General features: G+C 46.4%; 19 protein-coding genes. 2 read left to right on the top strand and 17 right to left on the bottom strand.

Annotated features, from left to right (window positions below; translation table 11 throughout):
• Positions 1-90: 90 nt before the first annotated feature.
• The 10 genes from H9L42_RS08725 to H9L42_RS08770 form a co-directional block, all read right to left on the bottom strand.
• Complete coding sequence (locus H9L42_RS08725) at positions 91-741, bottom strand: PAS domain-containing protein (RefSeq protein ID WP_187303017.1); 651 nt, start codon at positions 739-741, stop codon at positions 91-93.
• Positions 742-772: 31 nt separating this feature from the next.
• Positions 773-1,873: a glycerol dehydrogenase gene (locus tag H9L42_RS08730; protein ID WP_187303018.1), complete on the bottom strand. Its 1,101-nt coding sequence runs from the start codon at positions 1,871-1,873 to the stop codon at positions 773-775.
• A 295-nt stretch (positions 1,874-2,168) separates the two neighbouring features.
• Positions 2,169-3,062: an EamA family transporter RarD gene (gene rarD, locus H9L42_RS08735; protein WP_187303019.1), complete on the bottom strand. Its 894-nt coding sequence runs from the start codon at positions 3,060-3,062 to the stop codon at positions 2,169-2,171.
• Between the two features lie 91 nt (positions 3,063-3,153).
• Positions 3,154-4,104, bottom strand: coding sequence for a carbon-nitrogen hydrolase family protein (locus tag H9L42_RS08740; RefSeq protein ID WP_187303020.1), 951 nt, complete (start codon positions 4,102-4,104; stop codon positions 3,154-3,156).
• A 93-nt stretch (positions 4,105-4,197) separates the two neighbouring features.
• Positions 4,198-4,590, bottom strand: a complete 393-nt coding sequence (locus H9L42_RS08745) for a DUF3830 family protein (RefSeq protein WP_187303021.1) — start codon at positions 4,588-4,590, stop codon at positions 4,198-4,200.
• Positions 4,591-4,602: 12 nt separating this feature from the next.
• The gene (locus tag H9L42_RS08750; RefSeq protein WP_187303022.1) at positions 4,603-5,763 is read right to left on the bottom strand and encodes a dihydroorotate dehydrogenase; all 1,161 of its coding nucleotides are present in this window, start codon (positions 5,761-5,763) and stop codon (positions 4,603-4,605) included.
• Positions 5,751-6,257, bottom strand: coding sequence for a hypothetical protein (locus tag H9L42_RS08755; RefSeq protein WP_187303023.1), 507 nt, complete (start codon positions 6,255-6,257; stop codon positions 5,751-5,753). The genes H9L42_RS08750 and H9L42_RS08755 overlap by 13 nt, the downstream gene beginning before the upstream one ends.
• A 1-nt stretch (position 6,258) precedes the next feature.
• Positions 6,259-7,722 (bottom strand): sodium:solute symporter family protein, encoded by a 1,464-nt coding sequence (locus H9L42_RS08760; protein ID WP_187303024.1) that lies wholly within the window; start codon positions 7,720-7,722, stop codon positions 6,259-6,261.
• A gap of 55 nt (positions 7,723-7,777) precedes the next feature.
• Entirely contained in the window at positions 7,778-8,752 is a 975-nt protein-coding gene (locus H9L42_RS08765; RefSeq protein WP_187303025.1) for an NAD(P)-dependent oxidoreductase, read from the bottom strand.
• A 20-nt stretch (positions 8,753-8,772) separates the two neighbouring features.
• Positions 8,773-9,930 (bottom strand): iron-containing alcohol dehydrogenase, encoded by a 1,158-nt coding sequence (locus H9L42_RS08770; protein WP_187303026.1) that lies wholly within the window; start codon positions 9,928-9,930, stop codon positions 8,773-8,775.
• 580 nt (positions 9,931-10,510) lie between these two features.
• On the opposite strand from H9L42_RS08770, the gene H9L42_RS08775 reads away from it, so the two are divergent.
• On the top strand, positions 10,511-13,966 hold the full coding sequence (locus tag H9L42_RS08775) for a fibronectin type III domain-containing protein (RefSeq protein WP_187303027.1): 3,456 nt from the start codon (positions 10,511-10,513) through the stop codon (positions 13,964-13,966).
• 628 nt (positions 13,967-14,594) lie between these two features.
• Here the strand turns inward: H9L42_RS08775 and H9L42_RS08780 are convergent.
• The 7 genes from H9L42_RS08780 to H9L42_RS08810 form a co-directional block, all read right to left on the bottom strand.
• Positions 14,595-15,845 carry a sensor domain-containing diguanylate cyclase gene (locus H9L42_RS08780; protein WP_187303028.1) on the bottom strand — a complete coding sequence of 417 codons (1,251 nt, stop codon included), beginning with the start codon at positions 15,843-15,845 and terminating at the stop codon, positions 14,595-14,597.
• A gap of 16 nt (positions 15,846-15,861) precedes the next feature.
• On the bottom strand, positions 15,862-16,428 hold the full coding sequence (locus H9L42_RS08785) for a V4R domain-containing protein (RefSeq protein ID WP_187303029.1): 567 nt from the start codon (positions 16,426-16,428) through the stop codon (positions 15,862-15,864).
• Between the two features lie 240 nt (positions 16,429-16,668).
• Positions 16,669-17,322, bottom strand: coding sequence for a phosphate signaling complex protein PhoU (gene phoU, locus H9L42_RS08790; RefSeq protein ID WP_187303030.1), 654 nt, complete (start codon positions 17,320-17,322; stop codon positions 16,669-16,671).
• A gap of 13 nt (positions 17,323-17,335) precedes the next feature.
• Entirely contained in the window at positions 17,336-18,100 is a 765-nt protein-coding gene (gene pstB / locus H9L42_RS08795; RefSeq protein WP_187303031.1) for a phosphate ABC transporter ATP-binding protein PstB, read from the bottom strand.
• A 3-nt stretch (positions 18,101-18,103) separates the two neighbouring features.
• Complete coding sequence (gene pstA / locus H9L42_RS08800; protein WP_187303032.1) at positions 18,104-18,928, bottom strand: phosphate ABC transporter permease PstA; 825 nt, start codon at positions 18,926-18,928, stop codon at positions 18,104-18,106.
• Positions 18,925-19,815, bottom strand: coding sequence for a phosphate ABC transporter permease subunit PstC (gene pstC / locus H9L42_RS08805; protein WP_187303033.1), 891 nt, complete (start codon positions 19,813-19,815; stop codon positions 18,925-18,927). The genes pstA and pstC overlap by 4 nt, the downstream gene beginning before the upstream one ends.
• A gap of 56 nt (positions 19,816-19,871) precedes the next feature.
• A complete protein-coding gene (locus tag H9L42_RS08810) occupies positions 19,872-20,729 on the bottom strand; it encodes a phosphate ABC transporter substrate-binding protein (protein WP_187303034.1) in 858 nt (285 codons plus the stop codon).
• Positions 20,730-20,987: 258 nt separating this feature from the next.
• Between H9L42_RS08810 and H9L42_RS08815 the strand changes: the two genes are divergently transcribed.
• On the top strand, positions 20,988-21,782 hold the full coding sequence (locus tag H9L42_RS08815; RefSeq protein WP_187303035.1) for a DUF6612 family protein: 795 nt from the start codon (positions 20,988-20,990) through the stop codon (positions 21,780-21,782).
• Positions 21,783-21,954 lie beyond the last annotated feature (172 nt).

The raw sequence follows: 21,954 nt of genomic DNA on the forward strand, positions 1-21,954 counted from the left end.
GCCATGCCGTTTTTTATCCACTATTCACTTTTCAATGTTCAAATTACATCAAGTAACAAGTTGTAACTTTTTGAGCTAAATCTATATATTTCACTTGACTTTTATATAGTTAGCTTTCTTATTAAAAACCGGCCGTCCAGTTACAATGATGTGTCTTCCGGACTTTACAATCTGCCGTTTGGATACGGGCTGTTTCTGTTCCGCGACAATGTAGGCCACCGAGTTCGGCATCCAAACCGGATTCATCAGATCCTTCATGTATTTGCCTTCCATGTCCTTTTTTCGGATTTCCGCGACCCGTTCATAAGAGCTGTTGGCATACAGGATTTTTCCTTCCGCGTCCGTTACTAAAATTCCGTCAAAGGATCCTTCCAGTATTTCTTCCAGTTCTTTTATCATTTCCTTCTGGGAAGAGAGCTCTGAACGCAGGAGCTTGTTTTCATAGAGGTCAAGAATAAAAAAGACGGTGTCTTTTCTACCTTCTTCCTCTTTCATTTGAAAGGGAATTGTATAATATGTTTTTCCCTCAATTTCCACTCCATAAATCTGCCCGTCCATCTTTTCCATATTCTGAAATTCCGGAATTACTTCGTACAATGGACATCCAATTGCAGCAGATGGCTCAATTTTTAAAAAACGTTCTACCGATTTATTCAAAAATCGGACTTTCTGTTCCTCATCTACAACAAGAATTCCATTCGGACTGTTCGTTATAATATCGCGAAACAGCTTGGACTCCATTCTGTTACACCTCTTTTCTCATACCTTTCCCTTACGCTAACTTCATATTTCTCAACTGTTTTAGCGCCTGAAACACCTTCTTTTCTGTAATTTCAAACGGCATATTATAGATATTCGACTCCGGCAAACACGCGGCGGCGGCAATCCGCTCCAACTGGTCGTCTCCATCCGTCACGATTCCCAAATGCTGAAAATTTCGAGGGAGTCCAACTTCTCTATAGAAAGAAAGAGTTCGTTCCCATTCTTCACAATTCCACTGACCCTCTTCATTGTATTCCATAATCAGCTGGACTAGAACACCAAAAGCGATTCCTTCTCCATGCATCGAATTCAACGATGGCAGCGCTATGGTCATTGCGTTATATACTCCGTGGGAGGCCGCGCACCCGCTGTTTACAAAGCCTACGCCGCTCAGATAGATATTTGCCTCTACAATGGCTTCCACAGCATGAGTGACAGTCTTTGCCTGTACGTCCAACTTAGCCTGTTTCCCATATTTTAAAAGCAAATCATGGCACAATTCTGTCAGCGTAAGCGCCGTATGCGTCCTGGTTCCTCCGGTGTAATTCTGAATACCCGAACGCTGGCAAGCCCGGGCCTCATAATAGGCGGCGTAGGCGCTGCCCATGCCTGCCGTTAGAAGCCTTGCCGGAGCTTTCGCAATGATCTCGGTATCCACCAGAACAACCGCGGGACTTTCCTTCAGCCTTTGCAGCTTAATAAACCTTCCGTCTTCTGTGTACAGACTGGCTACACAGCTACATGGGGAGTCATTTGAGGCAGAGGTAGGGACAGTCACAACCGGCAGCCCGCAGGAATCTCCCACCAATTTTGCCGTATCCAACGCTTTTCCTCCTCCCGCTCCGATAATTCCACTATATTCCTCCTTACGCACAAGCTCTGCGAGGCGACTGACTTCCTGCGGGCTTGATTCCCCGTTGAAATTCAAAAAAGCGCATAAATTTCCCGCGCTCCGAAATCCCTCTTTCACCCGCTCTTCGATCAGTTCTTTGACCTGAATATCGGAAACGATAACAAAACTCCTCCCCAAGTGGGAAACATAGCGATATGCGTCGGACAACAGTGTGCTTCCCTGAAAATACTTCGCAGGCGTGGCTAAACTCTTTGCCATTATACATCCCTTCTTTCATTTCCTGCATTACAGAATGCTCCATTTGGGAAATGCCCCCGCGCCGTTAGGACGCAGGGGCGTTTCTCTACCGTTTATTGATGAATTTAAGGCGGAACCGGAATGTTACTTTCAACTCTGCATCACTATTTATAATATTACGCAACTATCGTGCCATAGTTTTCCAATTGCGAAAATGTTGAAAACGCAGGCTTCTGTGTAATATCAAGTCTGACTTCTTTCGATACTTTCGATGCTTTTTCGCATCGCGATTGTTTTTCGCATCTCTCCGTCCATTTCACTGTCCGGCCTTCACCTCCTTCCATTCTCCAATGGAAAAGATGGCCAAACCGATCCATACGATAACGAACGCCATAAACTGGACTGCATCAAAGGGCTCTTCAAACAAAAAAACACCAAGAGCAAGAGAAATGGTCGGCATGATATATTCGATCAGCCCCAGGGTAACAAGAGGAAGTCTTCCCGCGGCCTCTGAAAACAACGCGAGGGTGGCCGCAGTCACCGGTCCACTGAAAAATAAAAGAAAATATTGGAATTCCATACCCGCGCAAATCGCTCCATTCCCTGTCTTCTCCAAATACAGGATAACAGCAAGCGCAGGGAGCGCTAAATACATTGTCTCATAAAAAAGTGATAATATCGAGGGAAGCTTATTATTTTTTTTGAGCACCGCATAACCGGCAAAGGATACCCCCAGAGTTAACGCTACAATTGGAACTTCCATAAAGTGTACCAGGATAACGGCTACACCGATAAGCGCAAGCCCAATCGCGGCTAATTTATAATTTGTCAGTTTTTCTTTAAAAAAGAGGATCCCAAAGGCGCTGATTACAAGCGGTTCAATATAGTAGCCAATGCAGGTCTGCACGACTTGATCGGTATTCACCGCCCAGACATAAAGCTGCCAGTTAAAGGTGATTAATAACCCTGTCAAAAAGAATCTCAGTTTTGCTCCTTTGGGCCGAAGGTGTTTTTTTATCTCCTCTATTCCATACAGCTTCCAGGAAAGCGCTCCGCATACAACGCAAACCAGAAGGATTCGATAAACTAAAATGACAGAGCTTTCAATCGGCTTTAACGCCTGCCAGTAGATCGGGAGCAGTCCCCATAAAACCGAGCAGGAAACCCCGTAAGTCAATCCTTTTCTATAAATCTTTTTTTCGTTTTCCATATCCACCTCCCGCAGGATTTCCAGTCAGAAAACGCCCCCGACCGAATCTGTCAGAGGCGTTTTCTTTATTTCAATATGTAGCAAGAGCCTTTTATTTTTTAATCAGCTTGTAAACTTCGCTATGGTCTACGTTTGTTCCGTAAGGCTGCGCGGTTTCCGGCTTGATCAGCTCTCCGTACAGCTCCGGTCTTCTCCAGAACGGATAGATGCTTGCGTCATTGTCTCTTGCTTCCTGCGGAGCCTCGCTGTCGATTACCGCGTAGCAGATATCCTGACCAAAGATCGTAGTCTGCGCGATATTTACGCCGTCAAACGCGATGGCAGTTCCGCCCGCATAAGACAGGTCGATGGATCCTGCGTTATCGCCTGCGGAGAATGCCCACGCATGTACCGGCACGTCTTTTCTCCATCCAACCGGATTAACCATAACGCAGTAGGACAGACTCTGAGTGGCGGAAGCTTCCGCGAGTCCCGGAATATCCTTTAAGAATTTCGCGCTCCAGCAGGTCGGCGCAAAGATTACGTCTGCTCCCTTTAAGCCGTAGATTCTTGGAATTTCCGCGTTCGTGTAGTCCATATCGATCATAACCGCCCATTTGCCCAGCGGAGTATCAAATACCGGCAGCTCATTTCCCGGCTGAATTCCATTACCTGGTTCATGCTTCGCAGGAGCGTTTTCCGGCTGCACTTTGCTGTATTTTCCGATAATATTTCCATCCGGTCCGATGATCGCGCATGTATTTCTCAGCAGACCGTCTTCACATTTTTCAACCATACTTCCCGCTACGCAGTAAGTCTGAGTTTCTTTACATTTTTCCGCGATGGCGTTGATGGAAGGTCCTGGGATCGGCTCTGCCATTTCGTCCATCTGTTCCTTTGTCAGACCCGCGTATGGCGGCCATGTGAGAAAGTATTCCGGGAATACGGTTACTTTCGCGCCTACGGACGCTGCTTCGTCGATCATGGATAATACGTTCTTCAGGTTTGCTTCCTTATCATTCTGGATGATGTTCGGCTGACATGCTGCTACAATATACTTCATAATTTTTTCCTCCTAAAATTTTCTTTTTTTTCTCTGTAGCTCTAACTTATTTATGTCAATGCGGACAGGCTCTCCTTCCGCCTTGGACATCGATTATTTTTTACGGAACTTCACCTTTTCCTCGCCTTCTTTCCAGATACGAAGGCCTACGTTATGCAGTTCTTCCAGATTGTCTCTGATTTCCGCGAAGAGATTATAATACTCCCCACCTGACTCAATCGTTGAGCCGTAATAAATACAGACGGCCTGCCACTGGGGATCGCAGTTAAAGGCAATTGCTCCTTCGTAAGGCGGGATACGGTTTTCATCATCAACCGCAACCGGGGCGCCAAAGAAAAATTCATCTCCGGAAAATCTCGCCTGCAGACACCCTCCCTCAAGAGGCAGCGCCTTTTGAAAAGCCGCCGCTGTTTTGGGCGCCTGATCTTCCAGAAAATGCACCTCAAAGGTTCCGCCTTTTTCAAATTCTAAAATATAGGTATCCATAGCCGGTTCTCCTTATTTATAATCGCGCATCTCGATGGCTCTGAATTTGCACAGGGACCAGCATACGCCGCATCCATCGCACCGTTCATCTACGAAAGCCTTCCCGTCTTTCAGATGAAGGGCGTCGAACATACAGGAATCGAGACACATCTTGCAGCCCGTACATCTGTCTGTAACAAAGGCTCTGGTGGGCTGATCCTGCGGAGAGGTACCTGTCAGATACGGCAGCGCTTTTCCGCGGAAGTCCTCAATGGAATTGTAGCCCTTCTTCTTCATCCAGGCTTCAATACCTTCGGCAATCTCACGCAGCACTTTATATCCGCGAGCGTAAATCGCTCCGCATACCTGCACGGTTGTCGCACCCATCAGGATATATTTGATCGCGTCTTCCGCGCACTGGATGCCGGTTACGCCGGAGATTGGCACGTTGGTGGAATTGGCGATTCTCGATACGAATGCCAGGCTGACTGGTCTCAGCCACGGGCCGCCAAGTCCGGTTGTCTCAGAGAACCATGGTTTTTCCGCGTCCACATCCAGCTCGATTCCATCCAGGCCGAAGGTTCCCAGCCCTGTAATGGCGTCCGCTCCTGCTGCCACGATTTTCGGAGCTACTTCGGTCGGATCTTCGGTAACCCCCATCATTTTGAAAATAACTGGAATCTTAACTTCGCTTTTTACAACGGAAGCGATAACCGGATCGGTATACTTGCTGTACGGATTCCACATATGGCCGTTTAGCTCCAGAGCGTCCGCTCCCGCGTCCTCCATCATGCGAGCCAGCCTTCTCCAGGATTCATAATTTCCCGTAAAGCCGCAGATGCTCACGATAATGGGAATATCCACGCCATTAGGGCCTTTCAGCTCTTTCAGCATTTCCGCCATTTTCTCCGGAGTCGGATATGGCTCTTCAATCCGGAAAAACGAGAACATTCCTCCCTTTTCTGTCAGCGCCGGATCATATCCGTTTGGTGTGTTGTAAAGCTGAAATTTCGGTCTCGGATTGGCGCCGGTCGGCCTTCCGTTTTCATCCGGAAACATAACGGATTTTGTAACTACCGCACCTGCCCCGTTTTCTGCCGCCCGTTTGATTGCGTCCGCGGTGATGGACGGAGTCGCTGACGCGACGATGACCGGATTTTTTAATTTCAGTCCACAAAAATCTACTGATAACATACTTTCTCCTCCTTCTCACTTTTTTCCTCATCGTTATTTGTCGCTTTTTGTTCACTGGTTTCATACAGTCCCAGAATATCCGCCAGCTTGCACATATGAACGCAAGGGGCGTGATTTTTCCGAAACTCTACGCAGTTACAGCCTTCCAGAGTTGTCATGGTCCGGTATCCTTTATCCGGTTCTTTCGTCATAGCATACCGGGTTTTTTTATGCACATACTGGAAGTGAAAATCTTCAAATTCTTTCCGCTCCTTCTTTCTTCCAAGGTATCCCCACCGCTGCCAGAGAGTTTTTGAGTCTGTCCTGCGATATTTGAAAGCCGGATACCAAAGATACACGCCCATAGCGGCAAGGACCAGAAAGACAATTCCATATTGTTTAAAAATCGCAAGGAATGGCATTCCCATTATGAGTCCGTTGACTATCATAATGACGATTCCCGCAAGAAAGGCAAACGCGAGTTTGTATCGGAATTTTGATATGTAAAAGTTCATTTTACGCTCCTGTCGCCTGCTCGGTCTTTTTCACAACCGGATCGTTCTTTCCAACCCCTTCAAACATTCTGGTCGGATGCGATTTACAGGTTGCCAGGGATACAATAATCATCAGCGCGATGCTCGAAAGTCCCGCTACAATGCTTGCGTCAAATCCTCCCGGAGAACCAAGTCCGTAATTCCAGAAGAAGTAAACAATGATTCCTCCGAATATGGACGCCAGGCTTCCCGCCGCGGTCGCTTTTCTCCAGAACACTGCCGCTACCACGGAAGCCGCCATGCTGGCGGAGTAGAATCCCCACGCCATAAGCAGGATATCCAGAATCGCCTGAATGAACAGCGCCACCAACAGACAGATTATGCCTACCGCTACAACCAGCCATTTGGCCAGTTTTAGTTCTGATTTATCATCGATCTTCTTAAAGACTTTAATAATATCCGTCACGATTGCCTGTACGGCTGTCAGAAGATATCCTGACATGGTGGACATAATCGCCGCCAGAATCGCGCAGCAGATAATCGCCGCGATTACCGGATGGAACAAATCACACATAATCACTACTACCACACCCTGCGATTCCATGCCTTCCGGCTTAACCGGCATAATCGCTTTCGCCGCCAGCCCCAGAATCAGTATCATGACTGAATAAAACAGGATGACCGCCACGCCGCCGATGGCGCCAATCCGCGAGGTCTTCGGACTGTTGGAGGAAAACGCTCTCTGCCAGTACGGAGGTCCCGCGAAAAAGTATAGGAGATAGGTAAAGGCGAGACTGATTACGTACGGTCCCGGAGTCCATTCCAGATGGCCTTCCGGAAGCGCCGCCAGCATGTTCGACCAGCCGCCCGCTTCATTGATCATGAGAGCCGGAAGAACAACCGCCATTCCCAATACCAGGATAATGCACTGGATAAAATCGGTCCAGGCAACGCCGTACATTCCCGCCAGACAGGTATACGCTACCATAACCAGGGTCATAGCGATTGCCGCCACTTCGTAGGACATGTTAACTCCTACATTTGAGAAAATAAGCGGGATCACTGTGGCGGAACCGGATACCTGGCCTGCTAGAGTGCCGGTCAGCGCCCATACTACGATAATTGCGGAAAAAAATCCCGCCCACTTTCCAAATCTCCAGGATACCAGTCCCGAAACAGAGATAATGTCATACTTAAAGCCGATTTTGTTTACTCGCGGTGAAATCAGCCCGAACAGGAACATCGCCGCCATTGTGACAATCGTCGCGATGAACATTGATACGCCCTGATCATAGGCAAGCCCGGTATCCGCCAGCGTCGCTCCGGCGCCGATATAGGTTGCCGCCATCGTCATGACGATCAGGTACCACGGCAGTCCCCGACCCGCGACATAGTAGTCTTCTGATGAGTCAACGCGATTCTTCAGATAAAGACCGATTGCCAGCATACCGATCAGGTAAATTGCCAGAATTACAATCGTTAACATTTGTTCTTCTCCTTTCTACTTTGAACTTAAAATTGTACTCGCGCAAATCAATAACTTACCTTTTATTTACAATCCCATTTGGGGAATTACCGTTCACAAAAGCTTTTACCTGTTCGATAAAATACCGGTCATTTTTGTCATCCGCTTCCCGCGTGTACCATGCCACATGCGGAGTCAGAATCAGATTTTCTCCCTCATACATGAGCAGCGGATTGTCTTTGGAAGGGGGTTCTTCCAGCAGCACATCCAACGCGGCGCCGGCCAGTTTCCCATTTTCCAGATTTTTGAGAAGTGCGCTTTCATCTACAACTCCGCCTCTGGCTACGTTAATCAGATAAGCGCCTTCTTTCATCTGGGCGAACTGTTCTTCTCCCATCAGGTTCCTGGTTTCTCCTGCCAGCGGAACATGAAGAGAAAGGATATCGGATTTTCTCAAAACTTCTTCCATGGACGCAGGCTCCGCGCCCATATCCCGGATCTGCTTCGCCTTGTTATGGGGATCCGGATTATTTACTTTTACATATACTTTCATACCGATTCCCAGCGCTTGCCGCGCGACTTCACGCCCGGTTTTTCCAAATCCGATGATGCCGAGATTCTTTCCGAAAAGCTCTGTACCGCCAAGCCTGCCACGTTCTTCCCATCTGCCTTCCCTGACCGCCCGGGCACCTTCGGGAATCCTGCGAGTCAGCGCGTACATCAGTCCAACCGCGTATTCCGCCACCGCTCCTACGCAGAAATCCGGATTGTTCGCCACAATAATATTTCTCCTGGTCGCCGCTTCCAGATCGACATAATCAACGCCAATGGAAGTGCAGAACACTGCTTTCAGGTTAGGTGCCTTCTGAAAAAGGGCTTCATCTACCCGGATATCTACATCCGCCTGCAAAATATCACAGATTTTCAGCTTTTCTTCCAGTTCTTTTTCTCTCTCCGGCCCTTCCGGTTTTGTCAGGGAAAGAAAATTCACCAGATCGCCAACAAGAGCTTTTTCTCTGTCGTCGCCAAAGGGTTTTAATAAATTGTACATATCGGTTCTCCCTTTCCTGCTTAATAGGCAGCTTCCAGAATTCCTTCCACATGCTTTCTTGTAATCTTAATCGGGTTAATGGCCAGCAGTCTGTAGGCCATAGTATCTTCGATAATCTGCGGGAACATGTCTCTTGTAACGCCAACCTCGGAAAGCTTGCGCGGAATTCCAATGTCGTTTTCCAGATCTACAATCGCTTTTACCGAGCGGGCGGCAGCGTCTCTCAATGACAGACCCTCGACATTCTCTCCCAGGCAGATTGCGATATTTTTGAATTTTTCCAGGTTCCCCACATAGTTGATTTCCATGGCATAAGGTAAAATCAGCGCATTGGCAAGACCATGGGGCACATGGGCGATTCCTCCGATAGACTGGGCGATACCATGTACTACACCCAGTCCGCAGTTGAGAATTGCCGCGCCGCCCAGCAGACTGGCGATGATCATATTGCCTCTGGCCTCCATATCCGCCCCGTTGGCGACGGCGTTCCTGAGATTGGCTCCAATCATGCGCATTGTCTGAAGTCCGTAAGCGTCTCCAATGGGATTCGCGTTCAGAGATACGTAGGATTCAATGGCGTGTGTCAGCGCGTCCATACCGGTTGTGGCTGTCACCGATGGCGGCAGCGATTCCTGAAGCGTCGGGTCCAGGAGTGCGAGACCCGGAATCAGGTTTTCATGAGTAACGGATAATTTTACTTTATTTTCTGTATCATCGATTACCGACGCCGCTGTCACTTCCGCTCCTGTTCCCGCGGTTGTGGGTATGCAGATCAGCGGCACGCTGGGATTGGTAACGGTTTTGGTTCCTCCGAACAAGTAATCTTTTACAGAACCTTCATTGGTCTGCAGCATGCATACTGCCTTTGCTGTGTCGATGGTACTTCCTCCTCCAACACTTACGCAGATGTTACATCCTGAGTTTTTCATAACTCCGGAAACCCGATCGACTACATCAACAGGTGGTTCCGGTACCACATCTGTGTAAATGACATATTCCAAGCCAGCTTCTTCAAAGCTTTTTAAAATCGGATCCAGCACCTTGTTTTCCTGAAGAATCTTATCGGCCATCAGGAATACCTTTGTCCCCTTTTGCTCTTTGCAGAACTCAGCAACTTTTCCACTGATTCCAATGCCATAACGTATCCTTGTCAACATTCTGAAGTAAAAGTCTTTCATGATTCCATTCCTCTCTTTCTTCTGGCCTCCCGCCTTTGGTCTGCTCTGCCGGCAATCCATTGTTCGGAAAACTTGCTAATATATATTGCAAGGGTCGTGCCATTTTCTGATTTTTTATAAAAGCCTGTATTTTCAATGTAATCATTCTATTACATTATTTTTGTCCCACCGCTTTTTATATGCCCGGCAGCATCATGATGTTTTCCCGCATCTTTCTTTTCCATTATTTGGTGGTTTGTGAGAAGAATTCCTGCACCCCGCTTTAAAGGCATATGGTCCCGCCCAACGCCCTACTGAGGCTAGTCTTTTGTTGTATATATGCGATAGGAAAACGCTTCTCCCCTACCTCATGTCCTGCAAAAATGTGTACAAAAAAGAAAAAACTCTCATATTGTTCACTTTTTCCTCCCTGCTCGCAAGGGCCATGAACAAATCAGAGAATTTTTATTAAAGATATTGTATATGAACTTGTACACTTTTTAGGACAATGCAGGATAATTAAGAGTTATCCTGCATTGCGGGAGACAAAAGGACTTCTATGAAAAACCAGTATAATTTTACATGACAGGAGGAGTAAAACATGAAAAAGAAATTGATTGCTGCCCTGACCTCAGCGGCCATGGTAGCAACGATGGTACCGGCGACTGCCTTTGCTGCGGCACCTAGTATCGCTAAATCAGAGCAACCGGCTGTTGTGGTCGCTGCAGAAGAAGACTCTGCAAATGTGACTGCATTCAAAGATGCTGTTGCGAAAATCCCTGCAAAGGCTACGGAAGGTTATGGTTATACCGATACGTATAAAGCAGCGCTGGATGCAGCAGAGGAAGCATACGGAGTTTTAACAAGTGCAGAGAAGGATTTTGATGATGTGAAAACATCGCGTTCCACTTTGGACACTAAGCAAGCCGAGTATACAACTTGGGAAAATGAAGTTAAAGATATAATTGATGAAATTGATAAGTTGCCAAACTCCTTAGGAAGCAAAACAGAAGGTAATGTGACTGCTTATACTGATGCATATGCGAACGGCGGTCCAATTTCTACCGCTGTTTCCCATTATAATGGCTTGGACGTTGAGGGGCAGAAAGATAGTGTAACAAATATTGGTAAGCTTCATGCTCTTGCTGATAATAAGGAGAGTAAACTTACAACTGTTGTTGGGTCTATGGCATTATATACCGTAGTTAACCAGATCGCAAAGATAGAGTCACAACAATTGGAAAAGGTCGAGAGGGCTTTTAATGCTCTGAGCGGGACGCAGAAAGATATGATTTCGCAAGAGTATCTGTCCAAATATCAAAAAGCTACACAGACTGCAAATAAAAATGAAAAGCTGATCGCTGCTTATATCAAAGCAGTGGGAGATTTAAAAGCTAAATATACTTTCAGTACCACAATTGATGAGGATAATCTTGCAGAAGCAGAAGCTTTGTGCAAAGCAGCAGAGGATGCTTATGCAGCGTTGAAAAATGCAGGTATTGAAGAGCAAGGAAGCAGCAGTTACCAGAGCGATGTTGTACCTGTACGTAATAATATTGTTAAGGCGCAGAAGGATGCCGAAGCCAACGAGGAAGCAAAACCTGTTCTGGATCGGATCGCGGCTCTGCCAAAGGCCAGCTCCATTACCGATATGTCCAGCTATGACGAAGTAAATGCGATTTACGAAGCATACAACAAATTGAGTACTGCAGCAAAGAAAGCTGTGAAAGATAGTACTCTTGCAGACGATTTCGATGCTGTTGCTGCAGCAGTTGCGAAAGTTTACAATGCTATGACCCCAGAGGAACAGGCGGCGAGAGCAAAAGCTGCAATCGCTCAGCTTCCGTCAAGCGAATATAAAGTAAATCAGACTGCACGGAATGAATATAGAATGGCAACAAATGCGGGTGTTTCTGTGCCTTCTATTAAAACCCCTACGAATGCACCAGCAAATTACGTAGGACAAGCAATTCCTGCAAATGTGTACTTTACCTCCGATGAACTTGCTATAATGAGTACCATTGGTAATGAGTTGGTGAAAGCTTATCGGGCCGAAGTTCAGGCAATTATTGATATGATTGGTGACCTTAGAGCTGCAGATATTCCTGCTATGACCGATGCAGAGTTCGCAACAGCAAAATCCACAATTGACCAGGTAGAGGCCGCCGTAGCAAATCTGTCACCTGAAGCTGCATCGGATACTTATTATGGAAAAATGCAGATGTCTGATTCCGATACTACAAGTGTAAAAGACTGCGTTACAGCCTTAATCAGTGCTAGAGATACCTACCTCATGAACGCAACTGCCAATGGCTTAAAAACAAGAATGGATTCTATTGTAACAATTACATCGGATAACTTGGCTACGCAGAAACCGATTGTTGAAGCTCTTCGTGCAGATTATGACGCATTTGCGGAAGATGTAAAAAATGGTGTATATGGCGATACAAACAAGACTGAGAACCCATTTGATGGCGAATATCAGGCAAGTCTTAACTACTTAACTGCTGCTGAAGCACAGATCGCAGCCCTGGAACTGGGTCAGGATGCCGCGAAAGTCGATGAAGCCATCGAAGCGCTGCCCATTCTGGACGCAGATAAGACCTACACTGCAGAAGAACTGCTGGCCGCACAGGCAGCAATTGCGACTGTTCGTGAAGCATATGACAACCTGAGCGCGGATGAAGCCGGTGAAGTAACGAAATACGCGAAACTGGTAGAAGCAGAAAAAGCGGTAGTAGCAGCTTCTCAAAAAACAATTGATACCGAAGCAGAAAAGATCGGCGAAGTTGGTCTGACTCTGACTGAAGCGCAGATTCAGCAGTACAAAGTCGTTTATGACCTGCTCAGCGCGTTAGGTAAAGATACTAGTGCTATTACCGGTCCTGGCCAAGGCTATTACAAAGCTGCAATTGCTAAATTGAATGTAATGTATCCGAATGCGGCAAAAGTAAGTGAGCAATTAAGCAAAGCGAATTTAAAGGCGAATGCTTCCGCAGCAGATATCTTAGCCGCAAGAGAAGCCTATGACGCGTTAAGCGACATCGAAAAGACATTGGTTGATCCGGAAAGTGTAGCGAACCTGCTTGATGTAGAGAAAAACGGTGAAAACAGTGACAAACTGCTCTCCAAAGCAACCGTAGCAGCAATTGCGGATCAGGAATATACAGGCGACCAGATTCGTCCAACTTTAACCGTAACTTCCGCGGACAAGAAGACACTGAAGGAAGGCACCGACTACACTGTAACGTATAACAACAACGTTCTGGTAGGAACTGCGACGGTTACCATTACTGGTACCGGTGACTATGCGGGAACGATTACTACAGCGTTCGATATCGTAGGAATCAGCATCAATGATGCGACGGTTACGGTAGCGAACCAGCAGACTTATACCGGCAGCGCTCTGACTCCGGCCGTAACAGTAAAAGTGGACGGTAAGGAACTGACGACTGCGGATTACGATGTAGCATACAGCAACAACACGAATGTAGGCACTGCGACCGTTACCATTACTGGTAAAGGCAACTATGCAGGAACTGCAACAGCGAAATTTGAAATTGTAAAAGCAAACATTCAGAACGCAAGTGTAACGGGAGTTGCAAACCGCTACTATACCGGAAAAGCCAGAACTCAGACCGACCTGAGAGTCTATATCGCAGGAAAAGTTCTGAGTACAGACAACTACAGTGTGGTATACAAGAACAATAAAAATATCGGCCAGGCGAGCCTTACAATCACTGGAAAAGGAAATTATACTGGTACAATCACAAAGACCTTTATCGTAAAACCTCGGAAGGTGGCAAGTGTTAAGGTAACCAAAGGCAAGAAACGCGTAACAGTTCGTTACAAGAAGCAGAATGGAGCCAGATACCAGATCTACTACAAGAAGGCTGGTACAAAAGCGAAGACTGTGAAGACAGCGGCTGTAAAGCGGACTATCAAAAAACTGAAGAGTGGAAAGACTTACACCATCAAGGTTAGAGCTTACAAGAAGATTGGAAGCAAGACTTACTACGGCAAATACAGCAAGGCTAAGAAAGTAAGAGTTAGATAAGCAAACACCACTATACACCTGAAGAAATACGAAGCAGAGAGGGAGCACGTTATGTGTTCCCTCTCTGCTTTTCTTTCTGTGGCAGACGTAAAATGTGTCCAAAACAAAAAAAGAAAGGCTTTTGGACACGTTTTGTTGGAAGTGCATGTTTATGAATGGGGATAAAATGAAAAAATCAGTAAAACAGACACGTTTTTTCCGGTTTGAATAAGATATCAGCGCTTCCAGGTTTCCGTCACCGTTAAAATCTTAATACAAACGTGTCCAATCAATCCAAAAATTAAAAAAATACACATTTTGCCAAAAAATAGAAGTATGAATATACATAATAACGAGTATAAATAAAAGCCACCGCTCAAATCCACTGTCATTAAGAAAAAACTCCGAACAAAAAGAAAATCAGTCTTTTGCTCGAAGTTATTTGATTACCATAAATATGAATTAATGTAAGATAACTCTTAATTATCCTTCTATTTACAATCACATGGTAATAATACCACCCTTTCCCAGGCTTGTCAATCCTATGAAGCGCCAGATTGTGAAAAATTTTCTCCCCAAACCGGTATACCATGCTCCAGCCTCATGGGAAGTCCGCGGCCAGCAGGCTGCCGGAGCACGAAATTTCGGGTTATAGCCTTTTGGAAATTTTCGGCTTATGCGCCAGCTTGTACTGGTACATCCGCCGATCCGCTTCTCTCAGCAAAGCGCTTCGATATCGTTCTCCCAGAGCGTCCACATTCACAATTCCGTAGCTGAAGGATTTTCGGTAGATCAGTCCTTCGTCCTTACTTTGCAGCAAAAAAGAATTTCGTTTTGCTTCCAGTTCCTCCGCCAGTTCACGCTCCGTGCAGTCTTTCGCCATCAGAAGGAATTCATCTCCGCCAATCCGTGCCAGTCTTCTCTCTTCCCGCTCTTCGGAAATCAGACTGGCAGCCTGCCGTATATACTGATCTCCCTCCGCATGCCCTACTTCATCATTAGCAAATTTCAGATTGTCCAAATCAATAAATGCCAGGCAAAACGAAAAGTTACCTTCCAGCCAGGCTTCAAGTTCTCTCATAATGTAGCTACGGTTATAAAGACCCGTCAGCGCATCGAAATAAGCAAGATTTTCGATTACTTTACGCTTCATTCGTTCTTCTGATATATCTTCAATAATGTGAACAGCCGCATCCTTCCCTGCCCAGGAAACAAACTGCGTCTCCACCTGAAAATACCATCCGTCAGCCCGGATCTGCATCTCTTTTGAAAACTCCACGGACGATTCCAAATAGAATTCCCATATTTCATCCGCGCCATCCGGATTCCTCATCTGATCCTGCATCCGGATTCTCAGAGCTTCCGCAAATAATGGCCTTTCCTTTTTCATCGTCCGGAAAGCGGCGTTCTCATATAAATCCTCCCCCTTTTTCTGCCCAATCACTACCACATAATTGCCAAATCGATCCGTTACTTTCTGCAGAAGTTCCGTAGCCTGCAGCGCGTCATCACGGCTTTTTTCCAAATCCGCTTCTCTGTCTGCCAGCTGCTGGGTCATAGAATTAAACGCTTCGGAAAAGGCGCCCAGAAAATCCACTCTCTGGCTGTAGTCACCTTTACTGATCTGCTGCGCCTGCCAGGTTATATGTTTCATTGTAGCGTGCAGCGCTTTCAGAGGATCTGCGAGAGGATTATCCACAGATGGAAGCGCCGTGTCCAGCTTCCCCTCACTGAGAGCGCTGCTCAGCTGTTTTACTTCCTTCATCCAGACACTCAGCATCTGCAGACCCTGCCCCAACTCCCGCAGGGACTCCGGTAGTTCACCAATTTCGATGTTCCCGGCATCTTCTTTGAAAATAATATTCCTTAAATAATTGAAAAGCTGCGTTTCCCCTGTCATCTCTCCGACACCTCTATCATGCGTTCCCACTGGAAGTCATGACTGTTCCACGGAATCTACAGACCCGATCTCCCTTTGCCCAGCAGTCGATTTCCTTTACTTCATATTCTTTCCCTGTATATGCATAGAGTATCCCCGCGATAAAGCCTTCATCATAATGACACACTACTTCATTCGTGCTGGGAAGCCCGCTACAGTCCAGATCTTCTCCCACTGTCAGAGTCAGCGTCTGCCCGTCTCCGTCACAAGCTTCGATTCTAAGGATCCCGATTTTCAAATTCCTCAAAACTTCCTGGAGCTGCGCGGCAAACCCATCAAACTCCTGCTCCAGATCCAATTCGTTTTTCGCCAGCTCCTTTCCTGCCAGAAATCCGGCCTTTCTAAACATATCGTGGGCTTTTTCTTCTCCCAGTTCCTTTACCAGAACATCCAGCATGGTAAATTCCAGAAGACGATAAATCAGGACCGGCATTTCTTCACCCAGATTGGCCCGCCCTTTCCGAATATCGCCCAGACACTCCCAGGTAAAACAATTATGGGTTTTCGCTTGTTTCTGCTTGAATATATTTTCTCTTGGCTCCATGTTTACCCTCTTTTCTTTCCGTTCATTTATATCCGATCCATTATCATGTTCGCACTGTCTGCTTTGTAATATGTTCTTTTATTTACCACATTTTCCAGATATTCAAACAGCACCGTCGGAAAGAATGGAATATTTTTTCAGAAAAGTCAGTACCTTCACAAGTTCAAAAAAAGACCGGATTTCCAAAAAATCCGACCTCTCAAAATTCTTTTTACTTTTCCCAATAACCCCTTGTCTCTCTTATTCCATCGTATATTCGCCTTCCAGAGAAAATACCGTTTCCTCACAAATATTCGTAGCGTAGTCAGCAATACGTTCAAGATGAGCGGCGACAAAAGCAAACATGATGGAAAGACGCGTGTTCTGAGTTTCTTTTACCGCGATATCCAGCTGCTCCTCGTAGACCAGGCGGAACAGTTCGTCTACTTCCTCATCGGTTTTCCATACTTTGCGCGCCAGCTTCAGGTCTCTGTCCAGGAAAGAACGGATCGCGTTTTTTACCATGCTGGCTGCCATATCCGCCATTCTCGGCAGATCGATCAGTTCTTTGTAGTAATCTTCATGCTCCATGCGAATCGCGTACTTCGCCAGATCTTCACAGTGGTCGCCGATCCGTTCCAGATCCGTTACCATCTTCATGATGGAAATGCAGTAGCGCAGATCGCTTGCCACAGGCTGCTGGGTAGCCAGGAAAAGATAACACATTTCATTGATTTCATCATCCATGTCATCAATGTGTTCATCCGCGTCAATAATTCTTCTGGCAAGGAGCATATCCTTATCCTTAATTGCCTTGATGGAGTTGACAATCGCCTCCTCCACCATTTCCGTCATTTCTGTTACTTTATCGTTAATCTGGACCAGTTCCAGATCCATTTTTGGTCTTGGTGCCATAGTTTCCTCCTCATCAGCCAAAACGTCCGGTGATATATTCTTCCGTCTTTGGATTGGACGGATTGGTAAATATTTTTTCCGTGTCATCGATCTCCAGGATTTCGCCGGTCAGGAAGAATGCGGTCCGATTGGAAATCCGAGCTGCCTGCTGCATATTATGAGTAACGATGACGATCGTGTATTTCGAAGCGAGGTCCTGAACCAGAGCCTCAATTTTCGTAGTCGCAACCGGGTCTAACGCGGAAGTCGGCTCGTCCATGAGGATTACCTCCGGTTCTACAGATAGGCATCTTGCGATGCACAGCCTCTGCTGCTGGCCTCCGGAAAGGCCCAGCGCCGATTTGTGCAGTCGGTCCTTTACCTCTTCCCACAAACCTACTTCACGCAGCGTCCGCTCGACAATCTCATCCAGCTTTTTCTTATCCTTCTGCCCGTGAAGCTTTGGTCCATAGGTGATATTTTCATGTATGGTTTTCGGAAATGGATTCGGTTTCTGAAATACCATTCCCACTTTCTTACGGAGAGCGATTACGTCGCAGTCTTTTCCATAAAGATCTTCTCCGTCAAACAGAAGCCTTCCTTCAATCCGGCATCCTTCCACCAGATCATTCATCCGGTTCAGAGAGCGCAGGAAAGTGGATTTTCCACATCCGGACGGTCCGATCAAAGCAGTAATATCATTTTTGTATATATCTATGTTTACTTTTTTCAGGGCCTGGAAATTACCATAGTACAGATCCATGTCCCGAATTTCAAATGTTTTTTCTTTCTCTGCCATTTCTTACTCCTTTGCTAATCTGCCGCTGATGTAATTCGCCAGCGAATTGATAATCAGTACAACTACAATCAGCAGAGCTGCTGTCGCGTATGTTTTTTCTTCAGACAGTCCCTCGGAAGCCAGTGTATACAGATGCAGCGCCATAGTTCTCGTGGAATCGAAGATTGACAAAGGCATCAGCAGCGAGCCTCCAATCGTCAGCATGAGCGCCGCGGTTTCCCCGATTGCTCTTCCGATTCCCAGAATCAATCCTGTAAGAACGCCCGATTTACAGCAAGGCAGCACTACCTTGCGCACGGTCTCCCATTTTGTCGCTCCCAGAGAAAGACTTCCTTCCCGGTAGGACATCGGTACTGTTTTGAGAGACTCCTCTGTTGAACGGATCAGGGTCGGCAAAATCATCATCGAAAGAGTCAGACCACCGGCAAGAATCGACCAGCCCATTCCTAAAAATACTACGAAGAAAGAAAAACCGAAGAGACCAAATATGATGGATGGTATACCAGCAAGGACCTCTGTAAAGAATCTAATTATGTTAATGAGCTTTCCTTTCTTCGCGTATTCCGAAAAGTAGATTGCCGCCGCCACCCCGATGGGTGTGGCAATAATGATGGATACGAGAGTAACATAAATCGTTCCCACAATAATCGGGAAAATTCCTCCCTCGCGTCCCATGCCTGTCGGAGCTTCCGACAGAAACTCCCACGAAATATTTGGAACCCCTTTGACAAGGATAAATCCCAGAATTAAAATCAATACCCCCAGGGTCAGAGCAGCAATAAAGCCTACCAGTCCGAAGAACCCTTTGCTTTTCAGATTTTTGCTCATGCTGTCATACCCCCAAACTTTCTCATAATCGCCTGCGCGATACTATTTAAAATTACGATAATTACAAACAGGACGATTCCGATGGCGAACAGCGCGCTTTGATGCTCCGGAGTCGCGTAAGACATTTCCATGGCGATGGTTCCGGTCAGCGTCGCGCTGGGATCCAGCGGACTTGTCGCAATCTGCGGCATATTACCTGTAATCAACAGAACCGCCATTGTTTCTCCGATCGCTCTTCCCATCGCCAGAATGATGGAGGAAAAAATTCCTGATTTCGCAGCCGGAAGAATCACCTTTGTGATCGTTTCCCGCTTATCCGCTCCCAGTGCCAGAGACGCTTCTCTGAATTCCGGCGGAACCGCGGCGATGGAGTTTTCCGAAATACTTACAATGGTCGGAAGTATCATAATCGCCAGAATGATTGCTCCGGCCAGAACACTGAATCCGCTGGATGTGGCGTCCGGATTGAATTTCTGTACCAACGGCAGAATATAGTCACGAATGGCCGGTACGATTACCGCCAGTCCGAAAAATCCGTATACAACAGAAGGAATTCCTGCCAGCAGTTCGATTGCCGCTTTAAAAAGCCTTGCCGGGCGGCGGCTTACCATTTCCGCGAGAAACACCGCGCATCCGAGACCCGTCGGAATCCCGATAATCAGGGCTCCGATCGTAACTCCCAAAGTTCCGACAATCAGAGGCAAAATCCCGTAAATTCCACTTGTAGGGCTCCAGTCTGTTCCCGTAATGAAGTTGATGATTCCGTAGTCCTTCATAACCGGGAATCCGGAGCTGAAGATGAATATCGTAATAAGTGCAACGGCCGCAATGGAGACCGCTGCACATATCAGAATCAGTTTTTCAATTACTTTTTCACTTGTTTTCATGGTTCTATGCCCTTCTTTTCGTCAACTTTTCTGATTCATTTTTTGCTGCACTCTATTTAGTTAACAGGGATAAAATCATTTTCTTCAACAATCTTCTGACCTTCATCGCTCATAGCGAAGTCAATGAATGCCTGCGCTGTTTCGGACACTTCAGAGCCTACTACGTATACAAACGGTCTCTGAATTTTATAGTCACCGGATACTACGTTTTCCGAAGTCGCTTCCACGCCCTCTACAGTCAGTACTTTCACACTGTCGTCCAGGGAACCCAGGGATACATAACCGATGGAGTTCGGAGTTGTGGAAACCGTTTCTTTTACCGCCCCTGTGGAAGGCTGTACCAGAGCGTCTTTTGTCGTATTGTCTACATCATCAACGGTAACGCCTGTAATCTCAGTGAACGCTCCTCTTGTTCCGGACCCTTCTTCTCTGGAGACAACAGTGATTTCCGCGTCATCTCCGCCAACTTCGCTCCAGTTTGTGATTTCGCCGGTGTAAATTCCTTTAATCTGTTCCAGGCTCAGGTCGTCAACATTTACATCCGCGTTTACGATAACCGCTACGCCATCTTTCGCAATTACATACTCTTCCGAAATGGAACCTTTTTCGTCTTCACCGACTTCTCTTGACAGAGAACCGATATCCGCGATTCCATCTTCGATGGATTTAATTCCCTGTCCGGAACCGCCGCCCTGTACTTCAACAGTCACATCCGGATTTTCTTCCATGTACACTTCCGACATTGCTTCGGAAAGAGGCTGTACTGATGTGGAACCCGCGATTACTACACTGCCGCTTGCCGCGCTTCCGCTGTCGCCGCTTCCGCTGTCGCTGTTTCCGCCACAGCCGGCCAGCCCCAGCGACGCAACCAGTACACCTGCCGCAATCAAACCTGTTAAAATTTTCTTTTTCATGTTTTTTGTCCTTCTTTCTTTATAATTTTTTATTTTTTTCTCTCTCGTTTTTACATGCTTAGTTTAACCGTTTTCTGTTAAACCTATTTTAAGAAAATCGTTAGATTTCGGTTAATTATGTTAAAACAGTGTAAAGAAAGTCACGTTTTCGCGGTCTTTTGTTAGATGTTTGATAAATCGCCGCTTGCAGATTTCCTTTTTCTGTAATATAATAAATCCACATTCATTCATTGACAAAAAGAAGGAAAGGATCAGGTGATGAGTATGAGAAGAAAAATATTGTGCGTCTTACTGGTTATTATGACGGCCCTGGCAGTTGCCGCATGTGGAGGAGACAATTCCCAGGATAGCTCACAGAACGCGTTTGAGGCTTTCACGGAAGTTCAGAAGAACATGGAGGATGTCCGCGACGCGGAATTTAAGATGGCCATGGATATGACAACGGACGCTGCCGGCGAGGATGATGAGGTAACGATGAAAATGTCGGGTACCGGAAAAGAAATTTTAAAAAGTAAATCCGATATTGAAATGGAAATGAACTACAATATGACAATGCCCGGTCTGGAGTCCGGTTTAAAAGGGACGATGTATATGCAGGATCAAATTGTCTATATGGATATGATGGGGCAGAAATTCAAGATGGACGCTTCCAATGAGATCGCGGCCGCCATGAATATGGACACCAGCCAGCTCCTGGATATCAGCGAAGATATGATTTCGGATATAACCATGAGCGAGGATGGGTCCGATACTGTTTACAATATAAAAATGGACGGAAACAAAGCCTTGGATTATTTAGAAAAAAATGCCGGAAATGTACAGGGAATGGCAGGTGCCACGGAAGCTCTGAAGTTTAACAAAATGGATGTGGTTGTAGTCGCCGGGGAAGATGGTATGGTGAAAACCATTGATATGGATTGCGCAATGTCCTCCGGTTCCGGCGAGGAAGCAATGGATGTAACATATCAGATTTCTATGGAATATCTTGGAATCAATACGGATCTGAAAATTGATTTCCCGGATTTCAGCGATTATCAGGAACTGACAGTCTAATCGACCGGTTCCATAAGGATTCTCTGAGGGCGGAGCCGCTGGGTTTCGCCCTCTTTTTGTAATCTCCAGCAATTTTTATCAACATTTTGCGAAATTTCCCGTTTGTTTATAAAAATTACAGCGTTCCAGAGGGCTTGTTCCTACTTTTCCCTTGCGGCTGGGTTCAGCCCGC

The organism is Zhenpiania hominis (assembly GCF_014333425.1).
Lineage (GTDB): Bacteria > Bacillota > Clostridia > Peptostreptococcales > Anaerovoracaceae > Hominibacterium > Hominibacterium hominis.

Excerpts from the sequence above, each read along its gene's own strand:
- H9L42_RS08725 (WP_187303017.1), bottom strand. The coding sequence starts at position 741 with ATGGAGTCCAAGCTGTTTCGCGATATTATAACGAACAGTCCGAATGGA.
- H9L42_RS08730 (WP_187303018.1), bottom strand. The coding sequence starts at position 1,873 with ATGGCAAAGAGTTTAGCCACGCCTGCGAAGTATTTTCAGGGAAGCACA.
- rarD (WP_187303019.1), bottom strand. The coding sequence starts at position 3,062 with ATGGAAAACGAAAAAAAGATTTATAGAAAAGGATTGACTTACGGGGTT.
- H9L42_RS08740 (WP_187303020.1), bottom strand. The coding sequence starts at position 4,104 with ATGAAGTATATTGTAGCAGCATGTCAGCCGAACATCATCCAGAATGAT.
- H9L42_RS08745 (WP_187303021.1), bottom strand. The coding sequence starts at position 4,590 with ATGGATACCTATATTTTAGAATTTGAAAAAGGCGGAACCTTTGAGGTG.
- H9L42_RS08750 (WP_187303022.1), bottom strand. The coding sequence starts at position 5,763 with ATGTTATCAGTAGATTTTTGTGGACTGAAATTAAAAAATCCGGTCATC.
- H9L42_RS08755 (WP_187303023.1), bottom strand. The coding sequence starts at position 6,257 with ATGAACTTTTACATATCAAAATTCCGATACAAACTCGCGTTTGCCTTT.
- H9L42_RS08760 (WP_187303024.1), bottom strand. The coding sequence starts at position 7,722 with ATGTTAACGATTGTAATTCTGGCAATTTACCTGATCGGTATGCTGGCA.
- H9L42_RS08765 (WP_187303025.1), bottom strand. The coding sequence starts at position 8,752 with ATGTACAATTTATTAAAACCCTTTGGCGACGACAGAGAAAAAGCTCTT.
- H9L42_RS08770 (WP_187303026.1), bottom strand. The coding sequence starts at position 9,930 with ATGAAAGACTTTTACTTCAGAATGTTGACAAGGATACGTTATGGCATT.
- H9L42_RS08775 (WP_187303027.1), top strand. The coding sequence starts at position 10,511 with ATGAAAAAGAAATTGATTGCTGCCCTGACCTCAGCGGCCATGGTAGCA.
- H9L42_RS08780 (WP_187303028.1), bottom strand. The coding sequence starts at position 15,845 with ATGACAGGGGAAACGCAGCTTTTCAATTATTTAAGGAATATTATTTTC.
- H9L42_RS08785 (WP_187303029.1), bottom strand. The coding sequence starts at position 16,428 with ATGGAGCCAAGAGAAAATATATTCAAGCAGAAACAAGCGAAAACCCAT.
- phoU (WP_187303030.1), bottom strand. The coding sequence starts at position 17,322 with ATGGCACCAAGACCAAAAATGGATCTGGAACTGGTCCAGATTAACGAT.
- pstB (WP_187303031.1), bottom strand. The coding sequence starts at position 18,100 with ATGGCAGAGAAAGAAAAAACATTTGAAATTCGGGACATGGATCTGTAC.
- pstA (WP_187303032.1), bottom strand. The coding sequence starts at position 18,928 with ATGAGCAAAAATCTGAAAAGCAAAGGGTTCTTCGGACTGGTAGGCTTT.
- pstC (WP_187303033.1), bottom strand. The coding sequence starts at position 19,815 with ATGAAAACAAGTGAAAAAGTAATTGAAAAACTGATTCTGATATGTGCA.
- H9L42_RS08810 (WP_187303034.1), bottom strand. The coding sequence starts at position 20,729 with ATGAAAAAGAAAATTTTAACAGGTTTGATTGCGGCAGGTGTACTGGTT.
- H9L42_RS08815 (WP_187303035.1), top strand. The coding sequence starts at position 20,988 with ATGAGTATGAGAAGAAAAATATTGTGCGTCTTACTGGTTATTATGACG.